The sequence below is a fragment of the Nocardia suismassiliense genome (assembly GCF_900269665.1).
GTDB classification, from domain to species: Bacteria; Actinomycetota; Actinomycetes; order Mycobacteriales; family Mycobacteriaceae; genus Nocardia; species Nocardia suismassiliense.
Map to the genome: position 1 here is coordinate 2,024,398 of NZ_LT985361.1, position 25,196 is coordinate 2,049,593.

Annotated in this window: 18 protein-coding genes and 2 pseudogenes; 13 read left to right on the forward strand and 7 right to left on the reverse strand. The window is 66.8% G+C overall.

Annotated elements, in window-relative coordinates:
* Positions 1-12: 12 nt before the first annotated feature.
* Positions 13-1,743, reverse strand: a complete 1,731-nt coding sequence (eccE, locus tag DBO33_RS09085) for a type VII secretion protein EccE (RefSeq protein WP_159080171.1) — start codon at positions 1,741-1,743, stop codon at positions 13-15.
* Positions 1,744-1,824: 81 nt separating this feature from the next.
* On the opposite strand from eccE, the gene eccB reads away from it, so the two are divergent.
* From eccB to DBO33_RS09105, 4 genes are read left to right on the forward strand one after another with little or no spacing between them, the layout of a single operon-like run.
* Entirely contained in the window at positions 1,825-3,225 is a 1,401-nt protein-coding gene (gene eccB / locus DBO33_RS09090) for a type VII secretion protein EccB (RefSeq protein ID WP_107660099.1), read from the forward strand.
* Positions 3,226-3,254: 29 nt separating this feature from the next.
* Positions 3,255-4,328, forward strand: coding sequence for a hypothetical protein (locus DBO33_RS09095; RefSeq protein ID WP_159080172.1), 1,074 nt, complete (start codon positions 3,255-3,257; stop codon positions 4,326-4,328).
* Positions 4,325-4,789, forward strand: coding sequence for a hypothetical protein (locus tag DBO33_RS09100; protein ID WP_107654638.1), 465 nt, complete (start codon positions 4,325-4,327; stop codon positions 4,787-4,789). Before DBO33_RS09095 ends, DBO33_RS09100 begins: the two co-directional genes overlap by 4 nt.
* 36 nt (positions 4,790-4,825) lie before the next feature.
* Positions 4,826-5,182 (forward strand): YbaB/EbfC family nucleoid-associated protein, encoded by a 357-nt coding sequence (locus tag DBO33_RS09105; protein WP_159080173.1) that lies wholly within the window; start codon positions 4,826-4,828, stop codon positions 5,180-5,182.
* A 21-nt stretch (positions 5,183-5,203) separates the two neighbouring features.
* Here DBO33_RS09105 and DBO33_RS09110 read toward each other — a convergent pair whose 3' ends face one another.
* The 4 genes from DBO33_RS09110 to DBO33_RS09125 form a co-directional block, all read right to left on the reverse strand.
* Positions 5,204-6,640: a hypothetical protein gene (locus tag DBO33_RS09110; RefSeq protein ID WP_159080174.1), complete on the reverse strand. Its 1,437-nt coding sequence runs from the start codon at positions 6,638-6,640 to the stop codon at positions 5,204-5,206.
* A 74-nt stretch (positions 6,641-6,714) separates the two neighbouring features.
* Positions 6,715-9,600: a WXG100-like domain-containing protein gene (locus DBO33_RS09115; protein WP_107654641.1), complete on the reverse strand. Its 2,886-nt coding sequence runs from the start codon at positions 9,598-9,600 to the stop codon at positions 6,715-6,717.
* A 9-nt stretch (positions 9,601-9,609) separates the two neighbouring features.
* Positions 9,610-9,924: a hypothetical protein gene (locus DBO33_RS09120; RefSeq protein WP_135235270.1), complete on the reverse strand. Its 315-nt coding sequence runs from the start codon at positions 9,922-9,924 to the stop codon at positions 9,610-9,612.
* A gap of 120 nt (positions 9,925-10,044) precedes the next feature.
* Complete coding sequence (locus DBO33_RS09125) at positions 10,045-10,791, reverse strand: MerR family transcriptional regulator (protein WP_107654643.1); 747 nt, start codon at positions 10,789-10,791, stop codon at positions 10,045-10,047.
* Between the two features lie 266 nt (positions 10,792-11,057).
* Here DBO33_RS09125 and DBO33_RS09130 point away from each other — a divergent pair, with 266 nt between their 5' ends.
* The 8 genes and pseudogenes from DBO33_RS09130 to DBO33_RS44890 form a co-directional block, all read left to right on the forward strand.
* Positions 11,058-12,866 (forward strand): serine/threonine-protein kinase, encoded by a 1,809-nt coding sequence (locus DBO33_RS09130; protein ID WP_107654644.1) that lies wholly within the window; start codon positions 11,058-11,060, stop codon positions 12,864-12,866.
* Between the two features lie 36 nt (positions 12,867-12,902).
* Positions 12,903-14,336 (forward strand): aspartate ammonia-lyase, encoded by a 1,434-nt coding sequence (locus DBO33_RS09135; protein ID WP_407670498.1) that lies wholly within the window; start codon positions 12,903-12,905, stop codon positions 14,334-14,336.
* 48 nt (positions 14,337-14,384) lie between these two features.
* Entirely contained in the window at positions 14,385-15,980 is a 1,596-nt protein-coding gene (locus DBO33_RS09140; RefSeq protein WP_107654646.1) for an MFS transporter, read from the forward strand.
* A 304-nt stretch (positions 15,981-16,284) separates the two neighbouring features.
* Positions 16,285-16,644, forward strand: a complete 360-nt coding sequence (locus DBO33_RS09145; protein ID WP_107654647.1) for a hypothetical protein — start codon at positions 16,285-16,287, stop codon at positions 16,642-16,644.
* 74 nt (positions 16,645-16,718) lie between these two features.
* Complete coding sequence (locus DBO33_RS09150) at positions 16,719-17,378, forward strand: response regulator transcription factor (RefSeq protein WP_107660100.1); 660 nt, start codon at positions 16,719-16,721, stop codon at positions 17,376-17,378.
* 12 nt (positions 17,379-17,390) lie between these two features.
* On the forward strand, positions 17,391-18,791 hold the full coding sequence (locus DBO33_RS09155; protein ID WP_107654648.1) for a sensor histidine kinase: 1,401 nt from the start codon (positions 17,391-17,393) through the stop codon (positions 18,789-18,791).
* A gap of 146 nt (positions 18,792-18,937) precedes the next feature.
* Complete coding sequence (locus tag DBO33_RS42640; RefSeq protein WP_159080175.1) at positions 18,938-20,137, forward strand: hypothetical protein; 1,200 nt, start codon at positions 18,938-18,940, stop codon at positions 20,135-20,137.
* A gap of 3 nt (positions 20,138-20,140) precedes the next feature.
* Positions 20,141-20,587, forward strand: a pseudogene (locus DBO33_RS44890) (WXG100-like domain-containing protein); the annotation flags it as partial.
* 2,019 nt (positions 20,588-22,606) lie between these two features.
* On the opposite strand, the gene DBO33_RS43890 reads toward DBO33_RS44890, so the two are convergent.
* Complete coding sequence (locus DBO33_RS43890; RefSeq protein ID WP_234390747.1) at positions 22,607-23,128, reverse strand: hypothetical protein; 522 nt, start codon at positions 23,126-23,128, stop codon at positions 22,607-22,609.
* 2 nt (positions 23,129-23,130) lie between these two features.
* Entirely contained in the window at positions 23,131-23,412 is a 282-nt protein-coding gene (locus DBO33_RS43895; RefSeq protein ID WP_234390748.1) for a hypothetical protein, read from the reverse strand.
* 562 nt (positions 23,413-23,974) lie between these two features.
* Between DBO33_RS43895 and DBO33_RS44665 the strand changes: the two are divergent.
* A pseudogene (locus DBO33_RS44665) lies at positions 23,975-25,180 on the forward strand (hypothetical protein); the annotation flags it as partial.
* Positions 25,181-25,196: the final 16 nt, after the last annotated feature.

Genomic DNA, 25,196 nt, shown 5'->3' on the forward strand with positions numbered 1-25,196 from the left:
ACGGGCCTTTTCTCATGCCGTCGGAACCAGCGCTCGCGTTTCGGTGGCGGTGGCGCCGAGGTACTCGAACTCCTCCGAGATGGACACCAGCTGGACCGTCAGGTCTTCGCCCGCGGTGCGCAGTACTACCCGGCCGGGGGTGTCCGGGGATTCGATCAGCACCACGTCGGCATCCGGGATGGCCTGTGCTTCCGCTGGTTCGCGCACGTAGACCGCGGTCGCGTCCGAGACCTGCCCGGCGGCGGTGACCCCGTCGTACACGATCATCGTGGCCGCCTGGTGCGAGCCACCCGCCGATGACATGGCGAGCGCCGCGGGGGCGCCGACCTCGTCGACCAGGTGGGCCCAGGCTTCGGGCCGGACGCTGTGCACCAGAACCTGGGCGCCGACGGCCACCGAGCGCAGCACCATCAGCTGGGTGAGCCGCAGCGACCCGACGATCTCCACCCGCCGGACCGCGGGGCCGAACAGCGGAACGGCAACGCCCGCACCGGCTTCCGTCGCACCGATCACCTGACCGCAGCCGCTGACCGGCACGGTGAAGCGAGCCATCGCCGCCGGGGGACCGCTCAGTGCGGCGGACGAGTCGAGGTGGCCGCCGTCGAGCAGCACTCGCCGCTGGTTGCCGGGCAACGCGAGCAAGCCGAGATCCTCTGCGGCAGTGTCGGGTTCGGCGTCGGCCGTGCCCGTCGTGTCGCGTCGAACGAGCGCGGTCAGCGCCACCGCGGTACCCCGGCTACCCGGTGTGTTCGATTCCGACTGCGGTGTCAAGCGCAGCCTGGTGAGGACGGATTTGCCGGGCAGCGTCCAGACCGCCGACAGCACACCGGAATCGAGCCGGGCCGGTGGGATCGTATAGCCGGTCAGCTCCATGCTGTTGTTGCGCAGCGTGCGCCAGTCCTCGGACCACTGCGCCACCTCGGTGTCGTGCAACGCGGCCGCCTCCGCCGCGGCAAGCTCGGTGGCCGTCAGCACCGAAACGCGCACCCCTCGAGTGGTGAGGCGGCTCGCGACGCGGCGGGTGGCGACCAGCGCCGTCCGGATCATGCCCTCCTGATCGCCGCCCCGGTTCTCGATCGCACCCGCGTTGTCCAGCGGATCGAAGCGCAGAACCAGCCACACCGTGCGCGATGCCGCGGCGGGTAGCGGGCCGAGCAGCTTCTTGTACAGTCCGGCCACATTGTGCGGGCCATCGGTGCGGACGCCATGCGCGATCACGTCCACGGCCGCGAGCCGAATATCGAACTGGGACACGCAACCCGCCACGTCGGCCAGGGAGATGGTCGAGGGCGAGTGCACGTCGGTCGTATCGAGCAGGGTGGGCGTCACCGCGGCGCTGTCGAGCATGAGCATGGTGATCAGATAGCGGCCGTCCCAGCGCATTCCGCACCGGCTGCTGCCGGCTTCGGGTATCGGAACATCGAACGGTTCGGTGCGCGACGGGGCGGCATTCTTGCTTCGATTGCGCAACCACAGTGCGGTGCGCATGCCCAGAATTCGCCAAATGTTTGTCTTCCGCACGCGGGCCGCACCGAGCGCGGAAACCGCGATACCGGCGCCCGCCACCGCCCACGGCGGGGCGTTCCACGCGATTGCCGAGGTAGCGGCCACGGTACCCGCGGCGGCGCACGGCAATACGATGGGCAACGGCACCCTGTCGAACAGGGTGCGGCGGCACAGCGCCGGTACCGGAATTGCATTCGACTCCGCCGGGTTGGTTCCCGGAATTTGTTCGTTATTCACTCGGCCTGTCTCCATTCAGCACAAACCCTCCATTGTGCGTTAGCGTCTCACAGGTCAGCCGAAATTGCGTAAGGAGTTGTGGTGCCTGCCCAGTTGACTACCCGCGCGCAGGTGAATGGATATCGCTTTCTGCTCCAGCGTTACGGGCACGCGATGGTGCGGCGAGATGTGCGCATGCTGCACGATCCGATGCGCATCCAATTCCGGTCGCTGATCACCGGAATTGTGCTGGCGGTATTGGTCACCGCGGGCTGCGCGATATTGTCTTTTCTGCGCCCGCAAGGGCAGGTCGGCGAGGCGAAGATCGTGCTGGGTTCCGGCACCGGCGCTCTATATGCGGTGGTCGACGGAACATTGCATCCGGCGCTCAATCTCGCGTCGGCCCGGTTGATCACCGGCAGCGGTGAATCGCCGACCTCGGTCAAAGACGCGAAATTGTCGTCGCTGCCGCGCGGGCCGCTGCTCGGCATTCCCGGCGCACCATCGGCGCTGCCCGGCCCCGCCGACCGCAGCCGCTCGGAATGGACGCTGTGCGAAGACGCGACCACCGGACTGCGCAGCACCGTGCTGGCCGGCGCACCGCGGCTCGGCGCCCAAATGCGCCGTGCCGCACCGGGTGAGGCGGTGCTGGCCACGCACGACGGGGCGGCCTACCTGATCTACGACGGCAAACGCGCGCGGGGGGACAAGAACAACGATGCGATCGTTTCGGCCCTGCCGCAACTGCGTGCGCTGCGGCCACGGCCGATCGGGACCGGCCTGCTCAATGCCAGCGTGGCCGTTCCCGATCTCGCGGTGCCGGTGATCCCGCGGGCGGGTGAGCCGAGTGCGGTGCGCGGTGGCGAGTTCGTCATCGGTTCGGTGATCAGGGTGCACGGCGTCACCGGTTCGGCTCCGTACGTGGTGCTCGCCGACGGTGTTCAGCAGATCTCGGAGTTCACCGCGCGCGTGCTGCGGACCGCGAATTCCATGGGGCTCACGGCTATTCCGAAACTCTCACCGGATGCGATCAGAGGTATTCCGGTGGTCGACAGCTTGCCGGTCGACCAGTTTCCCGGTGATGACCTGACCATCATCTCCGCCGATGCCGATCCGGTGGCGTGCGTCTCGTGGACGCGTGCGGACGGCGAGCAGACCGCGCAGTTGCAGGTGTTGCTCGGCAGCAGCTTGCCGCTGGCCGGCGGGGCCGCGCCGATGACGCTCGTGGCAAGTACCGGGGCCAACGCCGCGTACCTGCCCGCGTCCACCGGTGAATTCATCCAGGTGACCGGAGTCGAGCCGGACAGCACCCGCCGTGACGCCTTGTTCTACGTCACCGACACCGGAGTGCGGTTCGGCATCCCCGACATGGCGACGGCTGCCGTACTCGGACTCACCAAACCGAAACTGGCGCCGTGGCAGATCGTCAGCCAGCTGCCGGGCGGACCGATGCTCGACCGGCAGTCGGCCCTGATCGCGCGGGACATCGTCGCCGCCGGGTGACAGCAGGCACGGAAAAGGAAGGAAGTGCGATGCCACGGATTGTGGGCAGGTATGCCGATGGTGCGCTGGTGGTGGCGGTCGGCGGCGCCTGTGTGGTCGTCGGGCCGGACCTGGTGGACGACGCCGGTCACTGCGTGACGGCACCGGAGGAGCTGCGGGTGACCCTGGTCGGCGCCGTCACGGCCGACCCCGGATTCGCCCCCGCCGACGAGCCGATGCCGGATGGACTGCTCTCCGCAGACCAGATCGCGGCGATGCTCGATTGGGAGGTCGGGTACGTCGACGGCGTGCCGGGCGACGCCGACCGGCCTGGTCTCAGCAGTGCTGAAGTCGACCTGTATCTGCGCTATCGGCACGACACCGGCGACGCCTATCCCGACAGCGCCGCGCTGGCCGTGGTGGACCGTCCGTTCTCGCTGGACGGTTTCGCGGTTACCGAGACCGACAGTGCGACAATAGCCTTCGCCCCCGAACTCGAAGAGCCACACCTGGTGGTCCAGCTCTGCGCGTCCATGGCGCAGGTGCAAGATCTGTCCGGCGCGGAGATCATCGCCGACGCGGCGACGGACCTGATCGACCGGATCAGCTATCTCGCGAAGGTGGAGGAGTTCTATCCTGCACTCGCACAGGTGGTTACGGCAGGGGCGGTGCCCGAGTTGGCGGTCGAACTCGCCGGCGGATTCACCGAGGACCAGATCCTCGACTTCGTGCAACGCTTGGTCGCTGAGCTCGATCGGCGCAGGCCCTGGCCGAAACCCGCGCTGGTGTCGGTAGATCCGGAGACCTGGCCGTCGATGGGGGCCAGCGTGCCGATCGGCTGGGTCGACCTCGCCATCAGCGACCTGGAGTGGGCGGTCAAAGCCCCTTTCGCCGACGTGCCCGACGGTGAAAACCCGTTGCTGGTGCTGCGAATACGCGGTGGGCAACTGGTCGCGCTGGTCGGTGATGCGGAACCGAACCCCACTCGGTTCCTGGTATTGCTGCCCGATGCCGCAGAACAACAGGACCCTGCGGAAGTGACGGCGTACCTGGAGCGATACGCCGGGTTGCGGGTGGAGTCAGAAGGATTGGTGGACGTGATGGCGGAGGCGATGCAGGCATGATTCGACCGGAGAACCAGCACACGGCCAGCGATGCGATCGATTTCATCGATTCCGTCGTCGGCGCGCTCGGCAAGATGACCGACATACGCTCCGCCAGTGCCGCGTTGACCGCGTCGGCGACGGTGGAGCACGGACGGATCACCGTGGTGGTCAATGCCTCCGGCTCCATCATGGAGACGGTGTATGCCGAAGGCATCGACGAACTCAGCTACGGGCAGATCGCCCGCGCCACAGTGCAGGCGGCGCAGAAGGCGGCCGCGGAGGTCGAACGGAAGAAGAAGGAACTGCTGGGTCCGCTGTCGGCGATGCGGATGGGGCTGCCGTCGATGATGGAGCTGCCCGAGGAACTGCTCGCGCTCCGCGCCCAGCTGCCCGAACCGACGCGAGCGCCGCTGACGCCACCCGCGGAGCGCGACGCAGGCGGGTCGCGCGGTAAGAGCAACCGAATCCTGGACCGTTGAGCAACACTCGGACCGCGTGTGGAAGGAAACACTCCGATGGATGACGAATTCGCCAGTGCCGTCACCGAATTCCAGGCCAAGGTGGCGCAGGTGACGCAGGTGCAGGAGGAATGCGCGCAACTCGTCGCCACCGGCTGGGCGCAACGCCGCCAGGTCCGGGTCACGGTGAATGCCGACGGGATCGCCATCGACATCAAGTTCGGCGCGGGCGTCAAAGACCTGACCTACGACGAGATCGCGGCCGCTGTCACCGAGGCCTCGCAGGACGCGGTGCGTGAAATCGCCCAGCGGGCAAAGGAAATGGTCACGCCCTTCTCGATCGACCACGGTGAGGTGCCGAATCTCGACGGGATGCTCGGTGCGATCGCTTCGCTGCGTGAGCATTTGCGTTGAGTTCAGCGGGTGGGTCCGGGCTCAGCGGGTGAGTCCGGCCAGCGCGAGCTGGGACCAAGCGCCCGGCACGTCGGTGTAGTCCTCGGTGGTGAAGGCTGCCTCTGCCAAGTCGCTTGTCACCGAGCCTGATTCGGCGGCAGTAAGCAGGTCTTCGACTGCGGGCCGGGACGCCGAGGCGCCCAGTACGGCGCACACGATGTCGGCCACTGTCGCCGGCGTCCACACGCAGGGGATCGCCGCGCCGATGGTCGTCGGCGCCGGTGACTGTCCGCTCGACCAGTTCGTGCCATCCCACCAGTAGCAGAAGGACAGCTGCCCACTGAATGCGCGGTGATTGACGACCGAGCCGTCGAGCCAATCCGGGACACCCGCGTAGTACTCCGGCAGCTGTGCGCCGTCGTTGTAGGCCGCGTCGAGCTCCGGGGCGTTCCACAGTCCGCCGGACAGGACCGCCCGGCCACGGGGGAGCAGATGCAGAGTTGAGCCGCTGCCGTCTGTTCCTTCGAAAACTGCTGTGGCACCGGTAATTCGAGGACCCCACTCTGTACCGATCGCCACCGCCGCTGCCGCCACCGTCGCCCATCGCGCCCACACCGTCTGCGCCGTCAGGAACCGGACGGAGGTCGCAGGCCCGCGATCGAGCCTGGCCTGGTTCAGCACCTGCGGCAACGGCTGCGCGCCGGCATCGACCCGCAGTCGTGCGGCCAGCCACACCGGCAGTCGCTCGCGCGGAAAGTGCTCCAGATCGGCTCGGTAGGCAGCAGTCGGGAGCAGCCGGTCGACCGGAAACGCAACATCGCCGTACCCGAATTCATAACTGGTAGTGCCTGTTCGACCGCGTACCAAGGTCACCTGCCACCACGCCCGCTCGCCCGGTGGCACCGTGATCGCTCGCAGTGCCTGAACCAGTTCCCTAGCTTCCGTCGGTATTTCAACGACGACAGGCGCGTCATCGACCAGGAACACCGCATCGCCCGACACCGCGGCCACCGTCACCGAGAACCCCAACCGCAACTGTTCCCACTGCGGCGGTGCCGCCGGCAAAAACAGGTCGGTGATGGCGGCGGCAAGCTGATCAGCAGACCGACGCATTTCGGCCGCGTAGTCCTCGGCCGGTGCTGGCGCAGTGGCAAGTTCGGTCGTGGCGGTCGGTGATGGCGAGGGCGTGAGGGAAGTGGGCGCTGTGGTCGCGGTTGAAGCGGCGGTCGTAGCCGACGCGGGCGCATGGGTGGTGGGTGGTGCGGGTGCGGCGGTCGTGGCCGCGGTGGTCGAGGAGGGAGCGGGTGCGAGGGTCGGGGGTCGAGCGGGTGCTGGGGCCGAGGAGAGGTCGGGTGCGGTGGCCGACGCGGGAAGGGTTGCGTCGTCGCCGAACTCGGTAATCAGTGTGAAGGCCACGTCGGGGCTGCTGGGCTCGTCTGTCGCCACAGCGGGGGCCTGGTCGTGGCTTTCGGTCGGCATCGGAGTCTCCTGGATCGCAGGGTTCGGGTTCCGCTGGTGCGCCGGGCTTTCCGGGTTCGGATGTCGACTGTTGTTCACCTTGTTCCCCCATACCGCCAGAAGTCGTAGGTGGGTGGCGGCAGTGCGGTGAACGGGTCGGGCATGCCGTGGTCGAGCGGGAGCTTTCTGGACTTCGGCTTGCCGCTCATGTACCCGCCGTCGAGCATTGTTCGTTCGGTGCGGATGCTGGACTCGAAGTCGGCGAGTTGTCGCTCCAGCTTGCGCTCGGCCGCCCCGGAGGCCAGCGCGAGCTCTTCGTGGCTGGTGTTCGCCGAGTCGAAGTCGTTGCGGCGCTGATCGATATCCCGCTGGAGTTGCTCCTGGTCGGCAAAGGGATGCGCGGCTCCAGCCCTACCGGGGTCGGCAGGGTGTGCGGCGTTCGCCGCTGCCGCGGCACGCCCGGCGTCTTCGAGTTCGGTCATCGACCTGCGCGCGTCGGCCAAGGCGCGCTCTCGGGCGCTGAGGGCAGCGTCGAGGTCGGCGCTGGTCCGGGTGACTTGCTGGTCGACGACGGCCAGATGCGCGGTCTGGTCCTCGATCGCGCGGTCCTGCGTTTTCAGCGTGCTCTCCAGATCAGTGATCCGCTGCCGCAGGGTGGGCTGTTGTTCGACGGACGCACTGGCATGGTCCGTGCGCGCTTGGCGCAAATCGGTGTTGGTCGTTTCCCTGGCGGTTTTGAGGTCGGCCAAGGTGTTCCGATGGTTGCCGCGCTGTTCGACCAGGTCGTTGAGTCCCTTGCCTACCGCGCTCTTGTACGCCTTGTCGACGCGAATGTCGGCGTCGCGCAGGGTCGTGAGGTGCGCGTCGGCCGCGGCCAGCTTGCTCCGCACTGTCGCCACCGTCGGGTCCTCGGTACGTGCGCCCGAGCCGAGACTGTGCTCGATGTCGTTGCGCGCAGCCACATTATCGGCCGAGTCGGTGTTCGAAGACCTGCGGTCATGCCCGGACCCGGTGGGCGTCGCGGGCCTGATCTCGGATTCCTCACCCTGTTCCCGCACACCCGAGTTCGATGTCCGGCTGCCCGTCGAGTCGCCGCCGTGGGAGTCCGTTGCGGAAGCGCTGCCGTCGGCGTTGTCGCCGTCGGAGTTCCTCGCGGAGGCGCTGCCGTCTGCGCCCCTGCCGGGGTTGTCGCCCTCGGAGTTTCTGGGGGAGTCGATGTTTTCACTGTCCGCCTGGCTCCGCCCCGAGGCGATCGGCCGACCATCGTCGGCCGAATCGCGCTGTCCAGCTGCGGAAGTGACCGCACCGTCACCATCGGAGCTCGAGCGTAGTGGCAGTGGTTGCTCGATATCCATGCTCGGCCGCGTCGGTAACGGCAACCCGGTCTCCACCACGCCACCCTGCTGGTCGTCAGCCCCCAACCGATTCTGGATGCGCGCCCGGACCGCAGCATCGGCGTCGACGGCTTCGTCCATCCGTAGCCGAGTCTGCACAACGGCATCGAGCGCGGCCGGATCGTCCGGTGCCGCGGCCGCCCGGTCCCGTGCCCGGACGTTTTGCAGTTCCGCATCGAGCACAGCCCGCCGAGCATCGGCGAGTTCCTTTATCTGGCTGCGCTGTTCGCTGACGTGCGCGTCACGATGCGCCCGTCGATCGACCGGCCCGCTCTCCGGCGCAGCCTCCCGCGACGCCGCCCGGTCCTGGGTCCGCGCCGCCTGATACCCCTGATCATCCCGTGCCCGGATCTGCGCGATCAGGTCGTCCGAGGACGCGAGCGGCCGACCGGTCGCCGGACCATCGCCGCTCGCCCCCAGGTCCGCCCGTGCTGGACTCGACTGTGCCACAACATCATCGCCCCTGGTCGCCGCCGGCTCCTGTCCGCGCATGCCGATATACCCGCGCGGCGTTCCGATCAACGAATTGCTCGCCAGTGCCCCGATGAGCCCCATCGTCGGGTCGAACGAACCGGTGAACCCCATGGCAATACCACCACCGACGAGGGTGGCGACGACCGTCGGTACCGTGCCGGACACCGTGCCGAGCCCCGCGCCCCAAACCCCGGCTGTCGGATCCTTGCCCCGGCTGGTCAAGAACCGGGCACCGTACTTGCTCACGCCGGTCGCGACGAGCGCACCCGCGTACCAGCCACCGGTGGAGGCGGCGACCGACATGCCGAACTGGGTGGCGTTGAACTCGTCGCGGTGCCCCTTCGACATCTGGATGCCCTGGATGGTGGCATCGAGTCCGCCGGCCCAGATGAGGTTGTTCGTCGCCTTCGAGATGAGGAATTGCACTGCGTCGGCAGGGAGTTCGGCCAGCGTACGCGCGGTGGTCGGCCGGAAACCGGCGTTGACGAAGGTCCGGAACAGTCCGGGGGTCGTCTTCGCGGTTAGTGCCGTCGGATACTTCGCGACCAGTCCAGCGATGCGCCCCGGTTCGTCGGTGAGCCGAGGCAGGTACCTGAGCGTCTTCACCAGGTATTCGCCCACGTGCGGAAGGTTGCCGAGCGCGGCGAGCGCCCGATTGCTCACCCGATACAGCGAGGCGCGGGTCGCCCCGATCGCCGCGGCCTCGACGGCGGGCGCGGTAGGCGGCCAGAGCCACGCCCCCGCGATCTGCGCAGCCAGCATCGTGGTCGCGAAGATGGTCATCAGTTTGGTGGCTTCCAGCGTGGTCGCCGCGTTGCGGGTGGAGCCGCCGACCTGCCGGAAGTCCGCGACGAGCCGTTCGACTGAATGATCACCGGCCTGCAACTGGTGCAACGCCGACCTGATCTGCTCCCGGCCCGCACCGGATTCGTACCCGCCGAGGGTGCGGCCCTCGGCCGTGCGAAGCACCGGAAGTACCTGCTGTTCCAGGTCTTCGGCGGCCGTCAACCAGGCTTGGGCCATGGCGAACATGCGGTCCTCGTCGCCGTCCGGCCACGCCTGGCCGACCACGTAGGTCAGAAAACGCAGTTCCTCCGGCCAATGCAGCGACATCGGCGTCGCTCAGAACGCGGTGGAATTGCCGACATCGGCGGACTCGGAGCTGTTCGCGGCCCGGATCAATCCGTTGCCGAATTCTTCGACCGTCTGCACCATTTCCCGGCCGCCGCTCAGCAGGTTGTTCCGGGAACTGCGGTAACCTTTCTCGCCGTCGGCGAACTCCTTGCCGTAGGAATCCTTGCCCCACGTTTCGGGCCCGTGCGAGCCGATGGCTTCCGACAGGGTATTCATAGTGGTCTCGAATGCGGCTTTGGCCGCGATCAATTCCGTGCCGCCTGCGCGCACATGTGCGGGGTCGACAATTATTGTTTCCGCCAAGTTACTCGCCTCACCTTCACTGCGCCCAGATTCGGCGAAATGCCTACGCCGGTAAGTGGTTCCAATGTAGGTACCACAATTCCGTGGCACAGGCCAGAGTTTCGGCGGAAGGTGAACGGATCATGTTCCGGACGCGAACATGCCGGGGATCTCGCGATCGACCACTCGTCCGACATAGCGTTCGACCAATCTGCCCACCACGGTCGCGGTGATCTCGGAGGGCCGTGTACGTACCGAGTCAAGCTGTGCCGCAAGGGCTTCCGTATCTGATTTCGCGCGATTCGAGCGCTGGAACTGCCGGACCGCGGTGCGCACGAAGATATCGGTGAACTGCCGCGCGATGTGGTCGCAGTCGAGGCGCAGCTGCTCCACTTCGTCGAGCGCGCGATCGGTGCTCACCCCGGCGTCGAGCAGCTGCTCGAAGACCTCCAGCAGGGCAGGTTCGGCTACCCGGTAGGTGCCCGGATCGACCGGTTCGTACAGGCCGGCCCTCACCGATCGGGCCAAACCGTCAGGGACAGCGGCGAATCGGTCGGCGAGGTCGGCGGCGGCGATGAGTCCGTCCGGGGTCGTTTCCTGCGACGGCGGTGGACTGGCCGCAGTGGCGACGCCGAGCACGTCGGCAAGATCCTGCCCGCGATCCCAGGCTTCGAGCAGTCCGCGTACCCCGCTGAGCGTGATGCCGCGCTCGACCAGCCGTTCCACGATGCGAATCCGGTCGAGGTGCTCCGGACCGTAGAAGCCGGTGCGGCCCTTCATCTTCGGCGGCGGCAGCAGGCCGCGCTCGTTGTAGTCGCGCAGCGTCCGCACCGTCATCCCCGACCGCTCGGCCAGATCGCTGATGGTCAACTCTGCTTCCTTCGCCATGTCTCCAGGAAACCACAGGTGAACAGTGTCTCCGGCGTGGTCCTCAGTGCTGCTCGCAGGGTTGGTGGCTGATTGAATCGTCGCATCATCGATAGCGGGAGGTCAGTACGGCTCGGCCCACGACCTCTTGTGTGTGCCATCACATAGCGGTATGTTACGTTGAACACCGGCATGATTGTTGGGCGGGAAGGCCGAATCATGACAACCGTTAGGCCACACGGTATTCCGACGGCTCCCGCAGCGCCGGAACACCGCGCCGACCAGCGATGACGAACGAGGTGCGCGGCGCGACGAAGGTACGGCCGACGGAAATAGAAGTACCGGTGCTGGAAATCCGGGAAGTGGCCGAGCACAAGCGATTCTGCTGGAAGTGCGGTCGCCCGGTCGGCCGCCACGATCAGCACGGACCCGGCCCGCTGCGGGGTACCTGCGCCCAGTGCGGGGCCCCGTTCAGCTTCCGGCCCGCCCTGCGCGAAGGTGACGTGGTCGCCGACCAGTACGAGGTCAAGGGCTGCCTGGCCTACGGCGGGATCGGCTGGGTGTTCCTGGCCAAGGACCGGCGGGTGGGCGGACGCTGGGTGGTACTCAAGGGATTACAGAATCCGCAGGACATCGACGCCCATGTGACGGCGCTGGTGGAACGGCAATTCCTGTCCGAGCTCGCGCATCCCAGCATCGTCGAGATCTACAACTTCGTCATCCACCGGGGCAGCGACGGCACCGCGGGCGGCTATATCGTCATGGAGTACGTGGGCGGCAGGTCGCTCGACTTGATGCTGGAACAGCAAGCGCCCGAACCACTTCCGGTCGCCGATGCGATCGGCTACGTACTGGAGATCCTGCCCGCGCTCGGTTACATCCACACGCTCGGACTCGCCTACAACGACCTCAAGCCGGCCAACATCATGGCCGGTCAGGACGAGGTGAAACTGATCGATCTCGGTGCGGTCTCCGCGTTGCACTCCGGCGGGAGCCTGTACGGCACTCCCGGATATCAGGCACCGGAGGTGACGAATACGGGGCCGACGGTAGCGTCCGACATCTTCACCGTCGGCCGCACGCTGGCGGCACTCACCCTGCCCGGTAAACCCACCGACCCGCTGCCGACGGACTCGCCGATCCTGCGCCGGTACCCGGCTTTCGCGAGGTTGCTCGACCGGGCGACCGCCGACGACCCCGGCCGTCGTTTCCCCTCGGTGGCGGCGCTGTCCGAGCAACTGCGTGGTGTGCTGCGAATGGTGCGCGCCCACCACGGGTTTCGCGACGACCCGTATATCTCGACGGTATTCGGTTCCGTGCGTGGCGATTTCCGCGGCTACGACCGGTTCACGGCGGCCGACCTCGCCGCCGCACTGCCGATCCCGCTGCTCGATTCCGACGATTCCGGCTGGCGGATCGATTGGTACGACGCGATCACGGCGCTGACCACCGACCGACTCGCGCAGGCATACAAGAGTTTCAGCGAGGTCAGCGCGGTGGTGCCGGGTGAGCTCATGCCATTGCTCGCGCTGGCGGCGACGGCGGAGCTGTGCGCTGACGACGCGGCCGACGAGGCACTACGGCAAGAGTGGCACCGGCTCGCTAGCGACCACTACCGCGCCGTGTGGCAGACCGACCACACAGTGGTCGCCGCGGCGTTCGGGCTGGCCAGGCAGGAACTTCGGCGCGGTGCGCCCGTCGCGGCGATCGGTCTCGTCCGGCAGGTGCGAACCGCGGTGCCGCACAATGACTTCGCGTGCCGAGCCTTCGCCCAGTTGCTTGCCGACCTGCCACTCACCGACCTCACCCAGGAACTGCTGGACGAGGCGGCGGCCGGCCTCGCGACCTTGCCCGCCGAACGGCGCGTGCTGAAACTACGAGCCACGGTCCTGCAGAGCGCGCTCGCGTGGCTGTGCGCGGGCGGGGAGCCGAACTCGCACTGCGACAAGGTCTTCGGCCATCCGTACACCGAGCGCGGCCTGCGCGACGGAGTAGAAGCGGCCCTGCGCGAACTCGCCTTCGCGACCCCGGACCGCTGGGCCCGGTTCGCCCGGGTGGACCGGGCCAATGCCGTGCGCGCCCGCACGTGGTGGTGAACGAACGATGAACAGCACGAACAACTGGAGGTATTGGTGGCTGTCGAAACCCGCATCGAAAAGGACTCACTCGGTGAGCTCGCCGTACCAGCCGCGGCGTATTACGGCGTCCACACCGCACGAGCAATGGCGAATTTCCGGGTCACCGGCTCGGCCATGAGCACCTATCCCGCTTTGATCGCCGGGCTGGCCACGGTGAAACAGGCTGCGTGCCAGGCGAACCGTGATCTCGGCCTGCTCGACGAACGCCGGTCCGCTGCCATCATCGCCGCCTGCACCGAATTGCGGAACGGGGAATTGCTCGCTCAGTTCCCGATCGATCTGATCCAGGGCGGCGCGGGCACCTCGTCGAATATGAACGCCAACGAGGTGATTGCCAACCGTGCGCTGGAAATTCTCGGCTTCGAGCGCGGGAATTACGCCGAACTCGATCCGCTGACCCACGTCAATCTCGGTCAATCCACCAACGACGTCTACCCGACCGCGATCAAGCTGACTCTGGTGACCCACCTCCGGGTCCTGAGCGTGGTACTCGGCGGCCTGGCCGACGAGTTCGACCGCAAGGCAGCCGAGTTCGCCGACGTGATCAAGATGGGCCGCACCCAGCTGCAGGACGCGGTGCCGATGACCCTCGGCCAGGAGTTCGCCGCCTACGCCACCATGGTGCGCGAAGACCGGGCTCGGCTCGCCGAGGGCTGCCTACTGCTGCTGGAGTGTCATCTCGGCGGCACCGCCATCGGCACCGGAATCAATGGGCACCCCGACTATCCGGAGCTGGCGTGCCGTTACCTGGCCGAACTGTCCGGTGAGCCGGTCGTTCCAGCGGCCGATCCGATCGAGGCGACGCAGGACTGCGGCGCCTTCGTCCAGGTGTCGGGCATTCTCAAGCGGGTCGCGGTGAAGCTGTCCAAGATCTGCAACGATCTGCGGCTCGTCTCGTCCGGCCCGGTGGCCGGCCTGCGCGAGATCAATCTGCCTGCGGTGCAGGCAGGCTCGTCGATCATGCCGGGCAAGGTGAACCCGGTGATCCCCGAGCTGGTCAATCAGGTGGCGTTCGAGGTGATCGGCAACGACCTCACCGTCACCATGGCGGCCGAGGCCGGGCAGCTCCAGCTCAACGCGTTCGAACCGGTCATCGTTTACAGCATGCTGAAGTCGCTGAGCCATCTCAGCGCCGCCGTCGACACCCTGACCACCGACTGCATCGCGGGCATCACCGCCAACCGTCAGCATCTCGCCGACGGCGTGCACAATTCGATCGGCGTGGTCACCGCGCTGGCGCCGCGCCTGGGCTACAAGGCGTGTGCGCAAGTGGCCGAACGAGCCCTCGCCACCGGCGAAATGATCTCCGACATCGTGGTTTCCGAGGGACTGCTCAGCCGGGCAGAGGTCGGCGAGCTGCTGTCGAGCCGTCGGCTGGCCGGATTGCCACCGCTGGTCATCCACGGGACGACCGACCCGGTAGTTTGATGTCCGGGGTTGGACATCTGATGTCCGGGGTTGGACAAAGGGCACGTGATGACACTGGATATGGACCCGCTCGCAGACGCCACCGACACGGCGAGCGCAGGGGTCGGGCCGATGGGCCTCGGTCGCTGGCGTCGTCGCCTGGTGCTGCTGACCCTGTGCGCCGCCGCGTTCATGATCAGCTACGACACCGCGATGCAGAGCATCGCGGTACATACGCTGTTGCGGCAGTTGGGGCATCGGCCCGACATGGCGATATCGCTGTGGCTGCCCGCGGCGCACACGCTGGCGTACGTCGGGCTGCTGCTGGTCGGCGGTGCGCTCGCTGACCGGCTCGGCGCCAAGCGGGTCATTGTCGGTGGTTATCTGGTGTATGTCGTAGGCGCCGCGCTCCATCTGGCCTGTGCGGAGAACCCGATCGGCTTGCTCATCGCACGAACGGTCACGGGTGTGGGCGCCGCGGCCATCCTGCCCGCGACGCTGGCGATGGTGGTGCTCGTCTACGGCGAAGGAAGCCGCAGGGCGCGTGCCGTCACGCTGTGGGCAGGCTGCTCCTCGGCGGGCGTGATGATGACGCTGTTCGTCACCGCGGTGGTACTGAACCAGGTGTACTGGCCACACGCGATGGCCGGGGTGGTGACCGCGAATCTGATCGTATTCGTCGGGGTGATCGTGATACTCCCTGCTGTCCCGGCGGACCCGGCGAGTCCGGTCGACTGGCCCGCGGTGCTCACCATGACGCTGTCCGGTGCACTGCTCGCGCTCGCGCTGTACCAGGCGCCCAAGTGGGGCTGGACATCTCAGGGGTTCGCGATCGCGCTGGGCACCGGGGTGGCGCTCGCGGTGGTGGCGGCGACCATTCGGCGCGGTGGTTCGCTGCCGCACGACTGGCTACTGAGTGCCGAGCCGCGCGTGCGGCTGGTGATGCTCGCGCTCGGTGGGGCGATCCTGGCGATGTTCGGCATGGTGTTCCTGGTCATTCAGTATCTCCAGGTGCTCGGCGGCCGGGTGCCGGTGGTCGCGGGCTTGGCCTTGTTCGTGCCCGCCTGCCTCGCGACCGCGATCGGCGCGAAAGTGGGTGCGGCACTGCAGCGTGCGGGGTGTGTCGTCGCCGCGGTGATCATCGGCTCGACCGCGATCATGGACGGGCTCGCCATCGGCCTGACCGCGGGGGAGCCGGGTGACCTCGTCCCGCTCGTCGCCATGGTGACGGTGACCGGCCTGGGGTGCGCCCTGGTACTCGGCATCGCGCTGGAGGTGGTGAGCGCGGTGCATCCGGCTTCGCGCACCGGCATTCCCTGGGGCGCACAGCTGATGCTCGTTCAGCTCAGTGGCTTGCTCGGGGTGGCGATCGTCGGTGGACTCGTCGATCGCGGCTATCAGGCGCGTTTCGTGGTGCCCGCCGACGTGCTGGCCATCGGCGGCGCCGCCATCGGTCGCGATCCGGTCGGCGACGGGGTGCGGGCAATAAACATCGCGGGGGATCACCTCGGTGTGCCGCTCGCCGTCGCAGTCCGCAACGCGTTCGTGGCCGGCTATCGCGAGGGCCTGCTCGCCACGATCGGGGTGATCGCGGCGGTTGTCGTCGTTATGCTCGTCGCCAGTGCGCTTGCTCGGAAATCGAACACGGCGCAGCGAAGCCGGTAGCGCGTCCGGCGATTACCGGGGGTTTGGCACCCTTCTTTTCTAGCACGCATTTAACGCGAGTAGCTGCTGCGTTAAATAATGTTCGCAGGCGGAGCCCGTGCCGCCTGTGGTCGTCGTTTGTCCAGGTAGATGCGTTGTTTCTCAAGAAACTTCACGAGTAGGCCGACTTCTAAATAGTTTCTAAAGATTCTCAACAAGTTCTCTACGATGCCTAAGCCGATGCAAATTACATCGGTTCGATTGACGAATTCGGAATTGTGCGCATAATTGTGTCCGGAGACTTACCGAAAGGCCGGGATCTGCCATGCGGAATACCGAATCCAGTACTGCCACCCATCGCACCAACCGCCGTGCCACCGCGGCGCGCCGCGGCCCGTCGCGCACCTCGGCGGAGGAAACCTTGGCGCGCTCGCGGGCCGAGCGCGCGCAGCTCGAGCAAGGTCGGCTGTTCTGGGGGAATCTCGTGGACGAAGCCGAGCGGCTGCACGAGGAACTCGGCGCGCTGCACGAGGAACTGCGTGAGGTCTATCGGCAACTGGGTGGCCTGCGCAGGCGTTTCCCCAGCCTGCCGCCCGCGCCGCGGCGGGTCGGCTACCCGCCGGTCGCCGTCGCGCCACTGGTCGGGAACGGAGCCAGGCCCGCCGCCCCGCAAGCCACCGCATGACGTAACGACCGAGTCCTCCTGCGCCTACGGTAATCTCACTACCCGGTGGTGGCTTGCGGGAAAGGTCTTGGGTGCTGCGTGTGGTAGTGGTGGAGGACGATGCCGGGATGGCCGGTGCCGTCGTCGACGGACTGCGGGCACATGGCTTCGGCGCTGTCGACCATCTGAGCCTCGGGCTCGACCTCCTGACCTCGCACACCGCCTACGACGCGGTCATCCTCGATCTCGGCTTGCCCGACCTCAACGGTTATCTCGTGCTGCGCCAACTACGTAAGGTCAGCGACGTTCCCGTCCTCGTGCTCACCGCCGAAGGCGACGAGGTCGCCGTCGTGTCCTGCCTGCGGGCCGGCGCCGACGACTACATGGTCAAACCGCCGCGGGTCGGCGAGCTGGTCGCGCGACTTGAAGCTGTGGTGCGGCGCAGGCGGGCCACCGAACCGGACTCGTCGGTCGTGGTCACCGGCGATGTCACCATGGATCTGGCGGCGCGCTCGGTCGAGGTGGCCGGGCAGCCGATTTCGTTGACGCAGAAGGAATTCGCCGTCGCCCGGGTGCTGGCCGAGCAGTCCGGCGTCGCGGTGGGGCGGGACAAGATTCTCACCGAGGTCTGGGGTGAGAAAACCGCGGCGACCTCTCGTTCACTCGATGTTCATATGGGCGCGCTGCGTGCCAAACTGAACCGGCCCGGGCTGATCGTCACGATCCACGGCTTCGGTTATCGCTGGGCGCGCTGAGAGGCTCGCCGCGTGCGCGCCCGGCTGGTAACCGCGTTCACCGCGCTGGCCACCCTTTGCATGATCTGCTTCGCCGTCGGCATCGCCAACGAACTGGCCACGAGCCGGACCCGCGGGCTGGTCATCGACCGAGTGCAGGACGCCAGCCGGTTCGGCGTGCTGGCCGCGACGACCCCGACGAGCCTGTGCGAGGAAGCGCAGAACTACCGCGACAGCACCAGCAACGGCGTGCTCATCCTCGGCGCCGACGGCATGGTGTTGTGCAATCTCGGCATGGATTTCGCCGATCCGCGAGTGCGTGCCGCGGCCCGCGAACGGCACTGGCTCGAGATGCCGCGCCCGCTGTATCCGTGGAACACCGAGCCGCTGCTGGTCGCGCAGCCGATCGGCACGCCGCCGCAGTCCGGTGGTGTGGTGGTGATCGACGTGTCGACGTCGCAGACCCGCACCGACATCCTGGTCCGCTGGACGCAGCTGGCCTGCGTCACCGCGACCGCGTTGCTGTTGGTCTCCGGCCTGGCGCTGCTGGTGTCGGGCTGGATCCTGCGCCCGGTGTCCGGGCTGTTGCGCGAGGTCGACGCGCTCACCTCGACCCTGCCGGTGCACCACGGTCCGCCCCGGCGGCAGGCGCCGATGAGCGAAGGTCCACCCGAGATCCTGCAGCTGGCGGCCGGTGTCGAGTCGGTGACGCGGGCGGTGGCCGCCCTGGCCGCCGCTGAGCGCCGGCATGTGGTCGACACCGCGCACTCGCTGCGCAATCCGCTTGCGGCCCTTGCGGTTCGGCTCCAGGCGCTACAGCCGATGCTCGCCGAAGACCAGGCCGCCGCCACCTTCGTGAGTGTAGTGAGCGAGGTAGATCGACTGACCGAGCTGCTCGACGGGTTGCTGACCGCCGCGGTCGCCGACGCCGAGCAGGACAAGCAGGCCCACCCACCTGCCGCCGGGTGCGATGCGGCCGGGGTGGCTGCGGACCGGGTCGGCGCCTGGCACGACGCCTACGTTCGCGCAGATATCACACTTGCCTTCGAATCGCTGGTCACGACGGCGAAAACAGGTGTACCCAGCAGTGCCCTCGCGCAGATTCTCGATGTGGCGCTGAGCAATTCGGCGCGTTACGCCGGGTCGGGCGCGAGCACCACCGTCACTGTCGACAGAGAAGCCGAGTCGATCGTAGTAACGATCGCCGACACCGGGGCCGGAGTGTCGCCGGACGAAATCGACCTGCTCACAACGAGATTCTTCCGTGGCGCGCAGGCGACGACCGGTGGATCGGGTCTCGGGCTGCCGATCGCCGCCACCTTGGCGGCGCAGCACGACGGGCTGTTGTTCGTCGAATCGGCGCAGCCGCACGGGCTGGTGGTGACGGTGAGCTTGCCCGCCGTCGTCGATCCGGCCGACCTTACATTTGGGTGAACTGCTGAAGGGACGGTGAACAAACCCGTTCCGGCACGCGACTTTTGCGCGCGCCACGCCACGATGAGTGGCGTGCCGCGCGGCCACCCCCGCTCCCTCCCGCGCCGCCGCGTCAGCCCGCCGCAGGACATGAGTTAGGAATCGTGATGGCATCGCAGTCGAACAACGGCCGCACGGTTCGCGTCGACCCCGAAGCCCTGATCGACAAGGGCAAAAAGCTGGCAGAGCTGCCGAGTTTGCCGAACGGGCTCTTCGAGATTCTCGCCAAACTCAACAACAACCTGCAGAGCCTCGGGCAGCCGTGGGGCGACGACAAGATGGGCAAGCAGTTCGCCGAAGGTGATCAGGGCTATCTGAAGTCGAAGGACATGTTGGTCGGCAACGCCAGCACCGGGCCCGACGCGAAAGGCGCGGTACCCGTCTACGGGCAGTTGCTGGTGAACTACGGCCGCACGATCGAAGAAGCGGGCAAGGTGTTCGGCAATGGTGACGATCTCTTTGCCGAGTGGATTCTGAAGAACTACATCGATGAGGACGCCTCGGGTGACCCCGGACCGTACAAGGGTCCGCTCAGCTCTGATCCGAACCGCAACAACGACGAGAACCAGGACGACGGAAAGAACGGTCCGACCGGACCGCCTGCTCCGCCTCCGCCGCCCGGCGGGAATCAGGGATCGGGTGGTGGTCCGGAGACCAAGACCGGTGGTGGTCCCGGACCAGGCGGGTTGGGATCGGGTCCGGGCCCCGGTGGCTCGAACGCCGGTGGGCCGAACGTCGGTGATATGACCGGTCCGCCGGTCGCGAACATGTCTTCCTCGGGGATGACCGGCCCCAACACGCCGCACATCCCGGGTCCCGGTCCCGGGCCGGGCAATCCCAAGGACGTGCTGGGCGGCATCCCGCCGAACGCGAAGAACTTCGGGCTGGAATCGGGTCTCGCCGGGGGCGTGCCGGGCGTGCTCGGGCCGAATGCGTACAAGCCGGCCATCGATCCGGTAACCGGTGCGCCAGTGGACAAGTCGGGCAGTCAAGGCGGTAAGGGCGGCGGTCCCGGTGGGCCCCTTGGGAATCCGATGCTACGGTCCACCTCCGCGTTCGACGGTGAGAAACTGGCGGGCAAGAACGGGCAGGGTGGTCCGCAGACCCGGGCGGGCATGCCCGGCACCGGAATACCGCCGGGGATGCCCGGCGGAATGCCGCCCGGCAGCCAAGGTGGCGGCTCGGGCGACGGCAAAGAGAAGCGGCGCGAGCGGCGCAAGTCGTCGCCGCAGGTCGACGAACAGAGCGAAACTCCGGATCCGGGCGATCCGTGGCAGCGCTCCGGCTGGCGCACCGGTGATCGGTAGCGGATGTCGGTTCCCGACGCGATCTCCCAGTCCGACATCGATCTGCCCGAAGACCTGCACTGGCTGAGTTGGGCCGCCGGTGGCGAATGGCCCAAGGGCAGCGAGAACGGCATGTTCGCCGTCGCCGACGCGTGGTCGGAGGCCAGCGGCGAGTTGTCGGCGTTGGTGAGCAGCATCGAAGACGCCATCAAGGATGTGCTGAAGGCGTATCCGTCGGCGGAAGAATTGAATTCGTCGATGGTGCAGACGTTGAAGCACCTCACCGACGAGTCGGAAGACGCGTCGATGCAGTCGATCGCGAAATCGATGATGGAACTTTCCAAAGCGTGCGACAAGGTCGGTTGCGCGATTCAGGAAAACAAGATCATGATCATCGTCGGGCTGGTACAGCTGGCGTACGAGCTCTTCATGGCCTTGTTCTCCCCACTCACCGCGCCCGCGACGCAGGCGGCGCTGACCGCCTGGTATCAGGTGGTCTTCCAATGGCTCAAGGCCATGATGATGCAGATGGTGATCGCCGCCCTCAATGCCATGGGCCAGCAGGTGGTCCTCAATATCCTGCTTCAGCTCGGTCAGATGGCCGCAGGGCACAAAGACAGTTTCGATGGCAAGTCGCTGGGTCAGTACGCACTCGGCGGTGCACTGGGTGGTGCGTTCGGTTCGCTGTTCGGCAAGGTCGGCGCGGATCTGTTCAAACACTTGGGCGGCAAGGTCACCAAATCCGAATTCAACAAGTGGTATCAGCGGGTAGCCACCGGCTTCGTGCAAGGTGGCGCCGGTGGTGTCGGCGGTATGGTCGGTGGTGGTCTCGCCAACCAGATGATCAACGGCGGTCCATTCGAATTCGATCCGCGCATGCTCGGCGCGGGTGTCGGTGGTGCGTTCGCCGGTGCCGGGCGTGGGTTCCGCAGTTCCAATACGTCGACGCATGTCGATGTGCCGGAGGTAGGGAATGCGGGGAAGGTTCCGCCGTCGGTGCATGCGCCGGTGGCCGGGGATGGTCCGTCCGGCAAACCGCCTGTGTCGGAAACGCCTACGACGGTGCCGCCGAAGGATGCCGGGCAGGCTGGAGCTCCGGGTGCGAAGCCGCCGTCGGCGGAGGGAAGTTCGGGCGGGAGAAGCGAATCATCCTCGGCTGCTGGTTCTTCCGGGAACCGGTCAGCGGGCAGTGAAGGGTCCGGGCGTGCCGGGGCAAGTGACGGGCAGTCCAGCGGATCGCACGATGACGGCGCGGCTTCGGGTAGGTCGTCGGCGTCCGAGGATGGGCAGTCGGTCAACAACAACGAATCGCCTTCGGTTTCCGGGAATTCCGGGGATCGGACAGCCGGTACGGACGACGGCAGTTCCGCTTCGGCACCGAAAGGCGATGGCACATCGCAGCTTTCCGCCGATCGCTCGGAATCGTCCACGAGTCAGGGCAATCGGTCGCACGGGGACCAGACCGCTCAGTCGCCGGGGGCTGCGGCTGCGGCCACGCAAGGTAGTGGGGCTTCGCAGGTAGTTGGCGCGCCGGGTGGTGGCGCGCAGAGCGTGGCTTCGAACGCTGGTGGGGGGCCGAGCGGAGCTTCGAACACCGGTGGCGCCCAGCCCGGCGTTTCGCAGACTGGTGGCGGGCAGCCGGGGGCCGCACCGGCCAACAGCGGGTCGCCCGGCACCGGCCACAGCGCGGCTGCGCAACCCGGGTCCGGGGCAGCGCCCAAGGCAGACGCAGTGGGCTCTGCGCCGCCACCCAAGGTGGAGCAGACGGGTGCGAAGCCGGCGGTGGCCGGCGCCTCGCATGCCGCACCGTCGTCCGCGTCGACCGGCGGGTCCACTCCGCCACGATCGAGCGCATCGTCCGCCGGCGCGCCGGGTGGTGGCGCGCAGACGAAGCAATTCGACACGGCCGCAACACCATCCGGCAATCGCTCGGCGGATTCCGGTCAGCAGGTCCAGGCGGGCCCGCAGACCAAGGCCAGCACGCCGGACCCACAGCCGACCGCGCAGGGCACGAAGTCGGGTCCCGAACAATCGACCGGCGACAAGACCCCACCGCTCAGCAACAAGACCTCGTCGTCCGGTGACAAGACAGCTTCGGCGAGCGACAAGGTTGCGGCGAGCGGCGACAAGGCACCACCGGTCAAAGAATCGACACCGAACAAGTCGGAGTCGAACGCCTCGCGCAGCAATGCGGCGGGCCGTCGGGATGGTGATGACGGTTCGGCTGGCTCGCCGCGAAAGACCCGTGGTGACGGTGACGAGAGTTCGGCTGCTGGTTCGCGTAAAACTCGTGGTGACGGCGATGACGGTGCGTCGACTACATCGCGCAAAACCCGTGGTGATGGCGACGAGGGTTCGCCTGGCTCGTCCCGTAAAACCCGTGGTGACAGTGACGATGGTGCGTCGACTACTTCGCGCAAGTCCCGTGGTGACGGGAGCGAGAGTTCTTCTGCTGGTTCGCGTAAGCCCGCTGGCGATGGCGGCGATGGTTCATCCAGCACCACACGTAAGGCTGGTGGCGACGGCGATGGTTCGTCCACCACTACGCGCAAGGCTGGTGGCGATGGTGACGGTTCGTCCACCGCGGCGGGAAAGACCGGTGACGGCACCGACGGGGCGACCACCGGCGCGTCGAAGTCGGAGAAGACGAGCAGTCTGCTCGCGGACCTGAAGTCCGCTATGTTCGAACCGCGGTGGCGCCTGGTCGATCCCGGTTTGCTCGGGCCGGTGTGGCCGGGCGGCAAGTCGTTCCTGCGACAGATTCTCGGGTTCCAGCAGACGATCGAGATGTTCAAGGGCAACAAGTCTCCGCACGAGGGTCGGGAGGTCTTCCGCCAACCTGAGGCCGGAATCAACGATCTGCCGCTGCGTCCGGAGTTCGGGCAGAAGAAGCCGCCGGCTACCGATAAGGACGGCGACGGTAGCGGCAAACCGGCGCCCGAGCACCGCGGTGTCGACAAGTGGGGTTCGCGCGGCCTGTACCGGCTCAACGCAGACGAGCGCGCCGAGCACCGCTACGTCGTCTCCGAAGACGGTAAGTGGACGAGAGATCCCAGCGCTCCGAACAAGAAGCCGGCCAGCGACGATTCGGACAACTCGTCCTCGAAATCGAAGTCGAAGACCGAGTCCGATGGCTCATCGAAGTCGAAGTCGGGCAAGTCGAAGGCCGAGTCCGAGGATTCGTCGAAGTCGAAGTCGGGCAAGTCGAAGACCGAGTCCGACGACTCGTCGAAGCCGAAGGCGGCACAGGGCAAGCCCGGAGACAAGGTGGTCGGCGAGAACGGCCGAACCACCATCGAGCTACCGCGGCGCGGCCCGCTGCTCAATCGCTGGGCCGAGACCCAGGCCCCGGTGATGCGAACCGTGATCGGTGACCACCACGGCCGCTGGTACATCAGCGATCTCCCGCACGAGTCGTTCCACAACGCCGGCGTGTACGTGGCGTTCCAGGCGCACTTCGTGGACGGGAAGATGACCGCGGTCGGCGACTGGGCGGGTGCTTACCACCCGGCCCCGGCCCGGATCAAAGCCGCACTCGGCGAGCTCTACAAGGGCCTCGACCACTTCGACCAGAGTGGACGCAAGTACACATCGGAAGAGGTGGAAAAGTGGCCACCGGCGGCCGAAAAGACTCCTCAGGCAAAGACGCCTGTCGTGGAAGCCGACAGCGAGCTGCGGGCCGCGTACGAGAAGGCGGTGCAGGACGATCCGTCGGTCCGGAACAACGTCGACAAGCTCATAGCGGACGCCGGGAAATCCGGTGAAGGGTCGTGGAAAGCCTACGATGCCGAGGTTTTCGAACAGGTGGCCGCCAAGCGGTATGAGGCGACGAAGGCAGCGGCCAAGGCACTGCGCGAGCACTACGAAACCCTGGTGGGCGAGGACAGGACTGGTCCACTGGCGAAGCTCGACGAAGTCGGCCTGGCGGATCTGATCAAGAACGGCTCCGATACGGATTCCCGTGTGGCACTGATGGAACTGATCCGCCGCGGTACCCAAGACGAGACCGGTCTCAAGGACGGGAAGGCGTTGCTGCATACGCAGCTCACGACGGAAATGCTGATGGAACGCGGGCCGGTCGAGATGGGTACCGGTGAGGGCAAAGAGCTGACTGTCATCGCGGGGGCGACGCGTTCGGTCCTGAAGAACGACATCGTCTACGTGATGACCAGCGCTGATCATTTGGTCCACCACATGCACCGCGAGTTCCAGAACCTGGTCGCCGGCGATAAACACCACCTCGATATCGAGGTCCGCCGCATGGATCCCGATGCGCCGTTCGAGCAGCCGACGGAAGGCAAGAAGCTCATCGTCATCGGCACGGCGGAGAACTTCGGCTTCCGCGCGGTCAAGGAAGCGCAGATGATGATCGACAAGCTCAAAGAAGCCGGCATGCCGGATGCACGCGTGCAAGAGCTGAAAGCGAAACTGGAGAAAGCGCCGACGCTCGTCGAATACAAGAAGCTGCTCGACGATGCGGCGGCGGAAATCGGATCGGACGCTCGCTTCGAACCGTTCCGGCGGGGTGAGGTGATCGTCGATGAGATGGACGACCAGATGGTCGACGTGCAGTCCCAATATGTGCTGCAGCCGTCGACTCCCAAGGACGCCGAAGACCCTGGATTCCAGGAATACAAAGAACGAGCCGAAGGTATCTGGCGGGACTTCCAGGGAGCGGTGAACGAAAAGGTCCTGCTTCCGGAGCATTTCGGAAAGGACCCGGACCATCGGGGGATATTCGACTCGCGGCTGAGTCCGGAGGGTAAGGCGGCGCTGGAATCGCATCTGGGCAGGAAGCTGACCGACGGAGAGGAGTCGGAGTACAACGATGCCGCGCAGGCCTGGTGGGGCCCCGAGCGTCGTTCCGACTATCACGTCAGCGAGAACGGCGAAGGGAAGCCCGAGAGGATCAAGATCATCTCGTCCGCGACCAACGATCAGACGCTGGACAACCCCGAGACGCAGAGTTCCAGCAGATGGTCGGGATTCGCCAAATACCTGGAACTCAAGGAGGGCATGCAGGTCACCTCCGATTCGAGACATTCGATCAGTGTCACCGGGCATCAGGTCTTCAGCTATT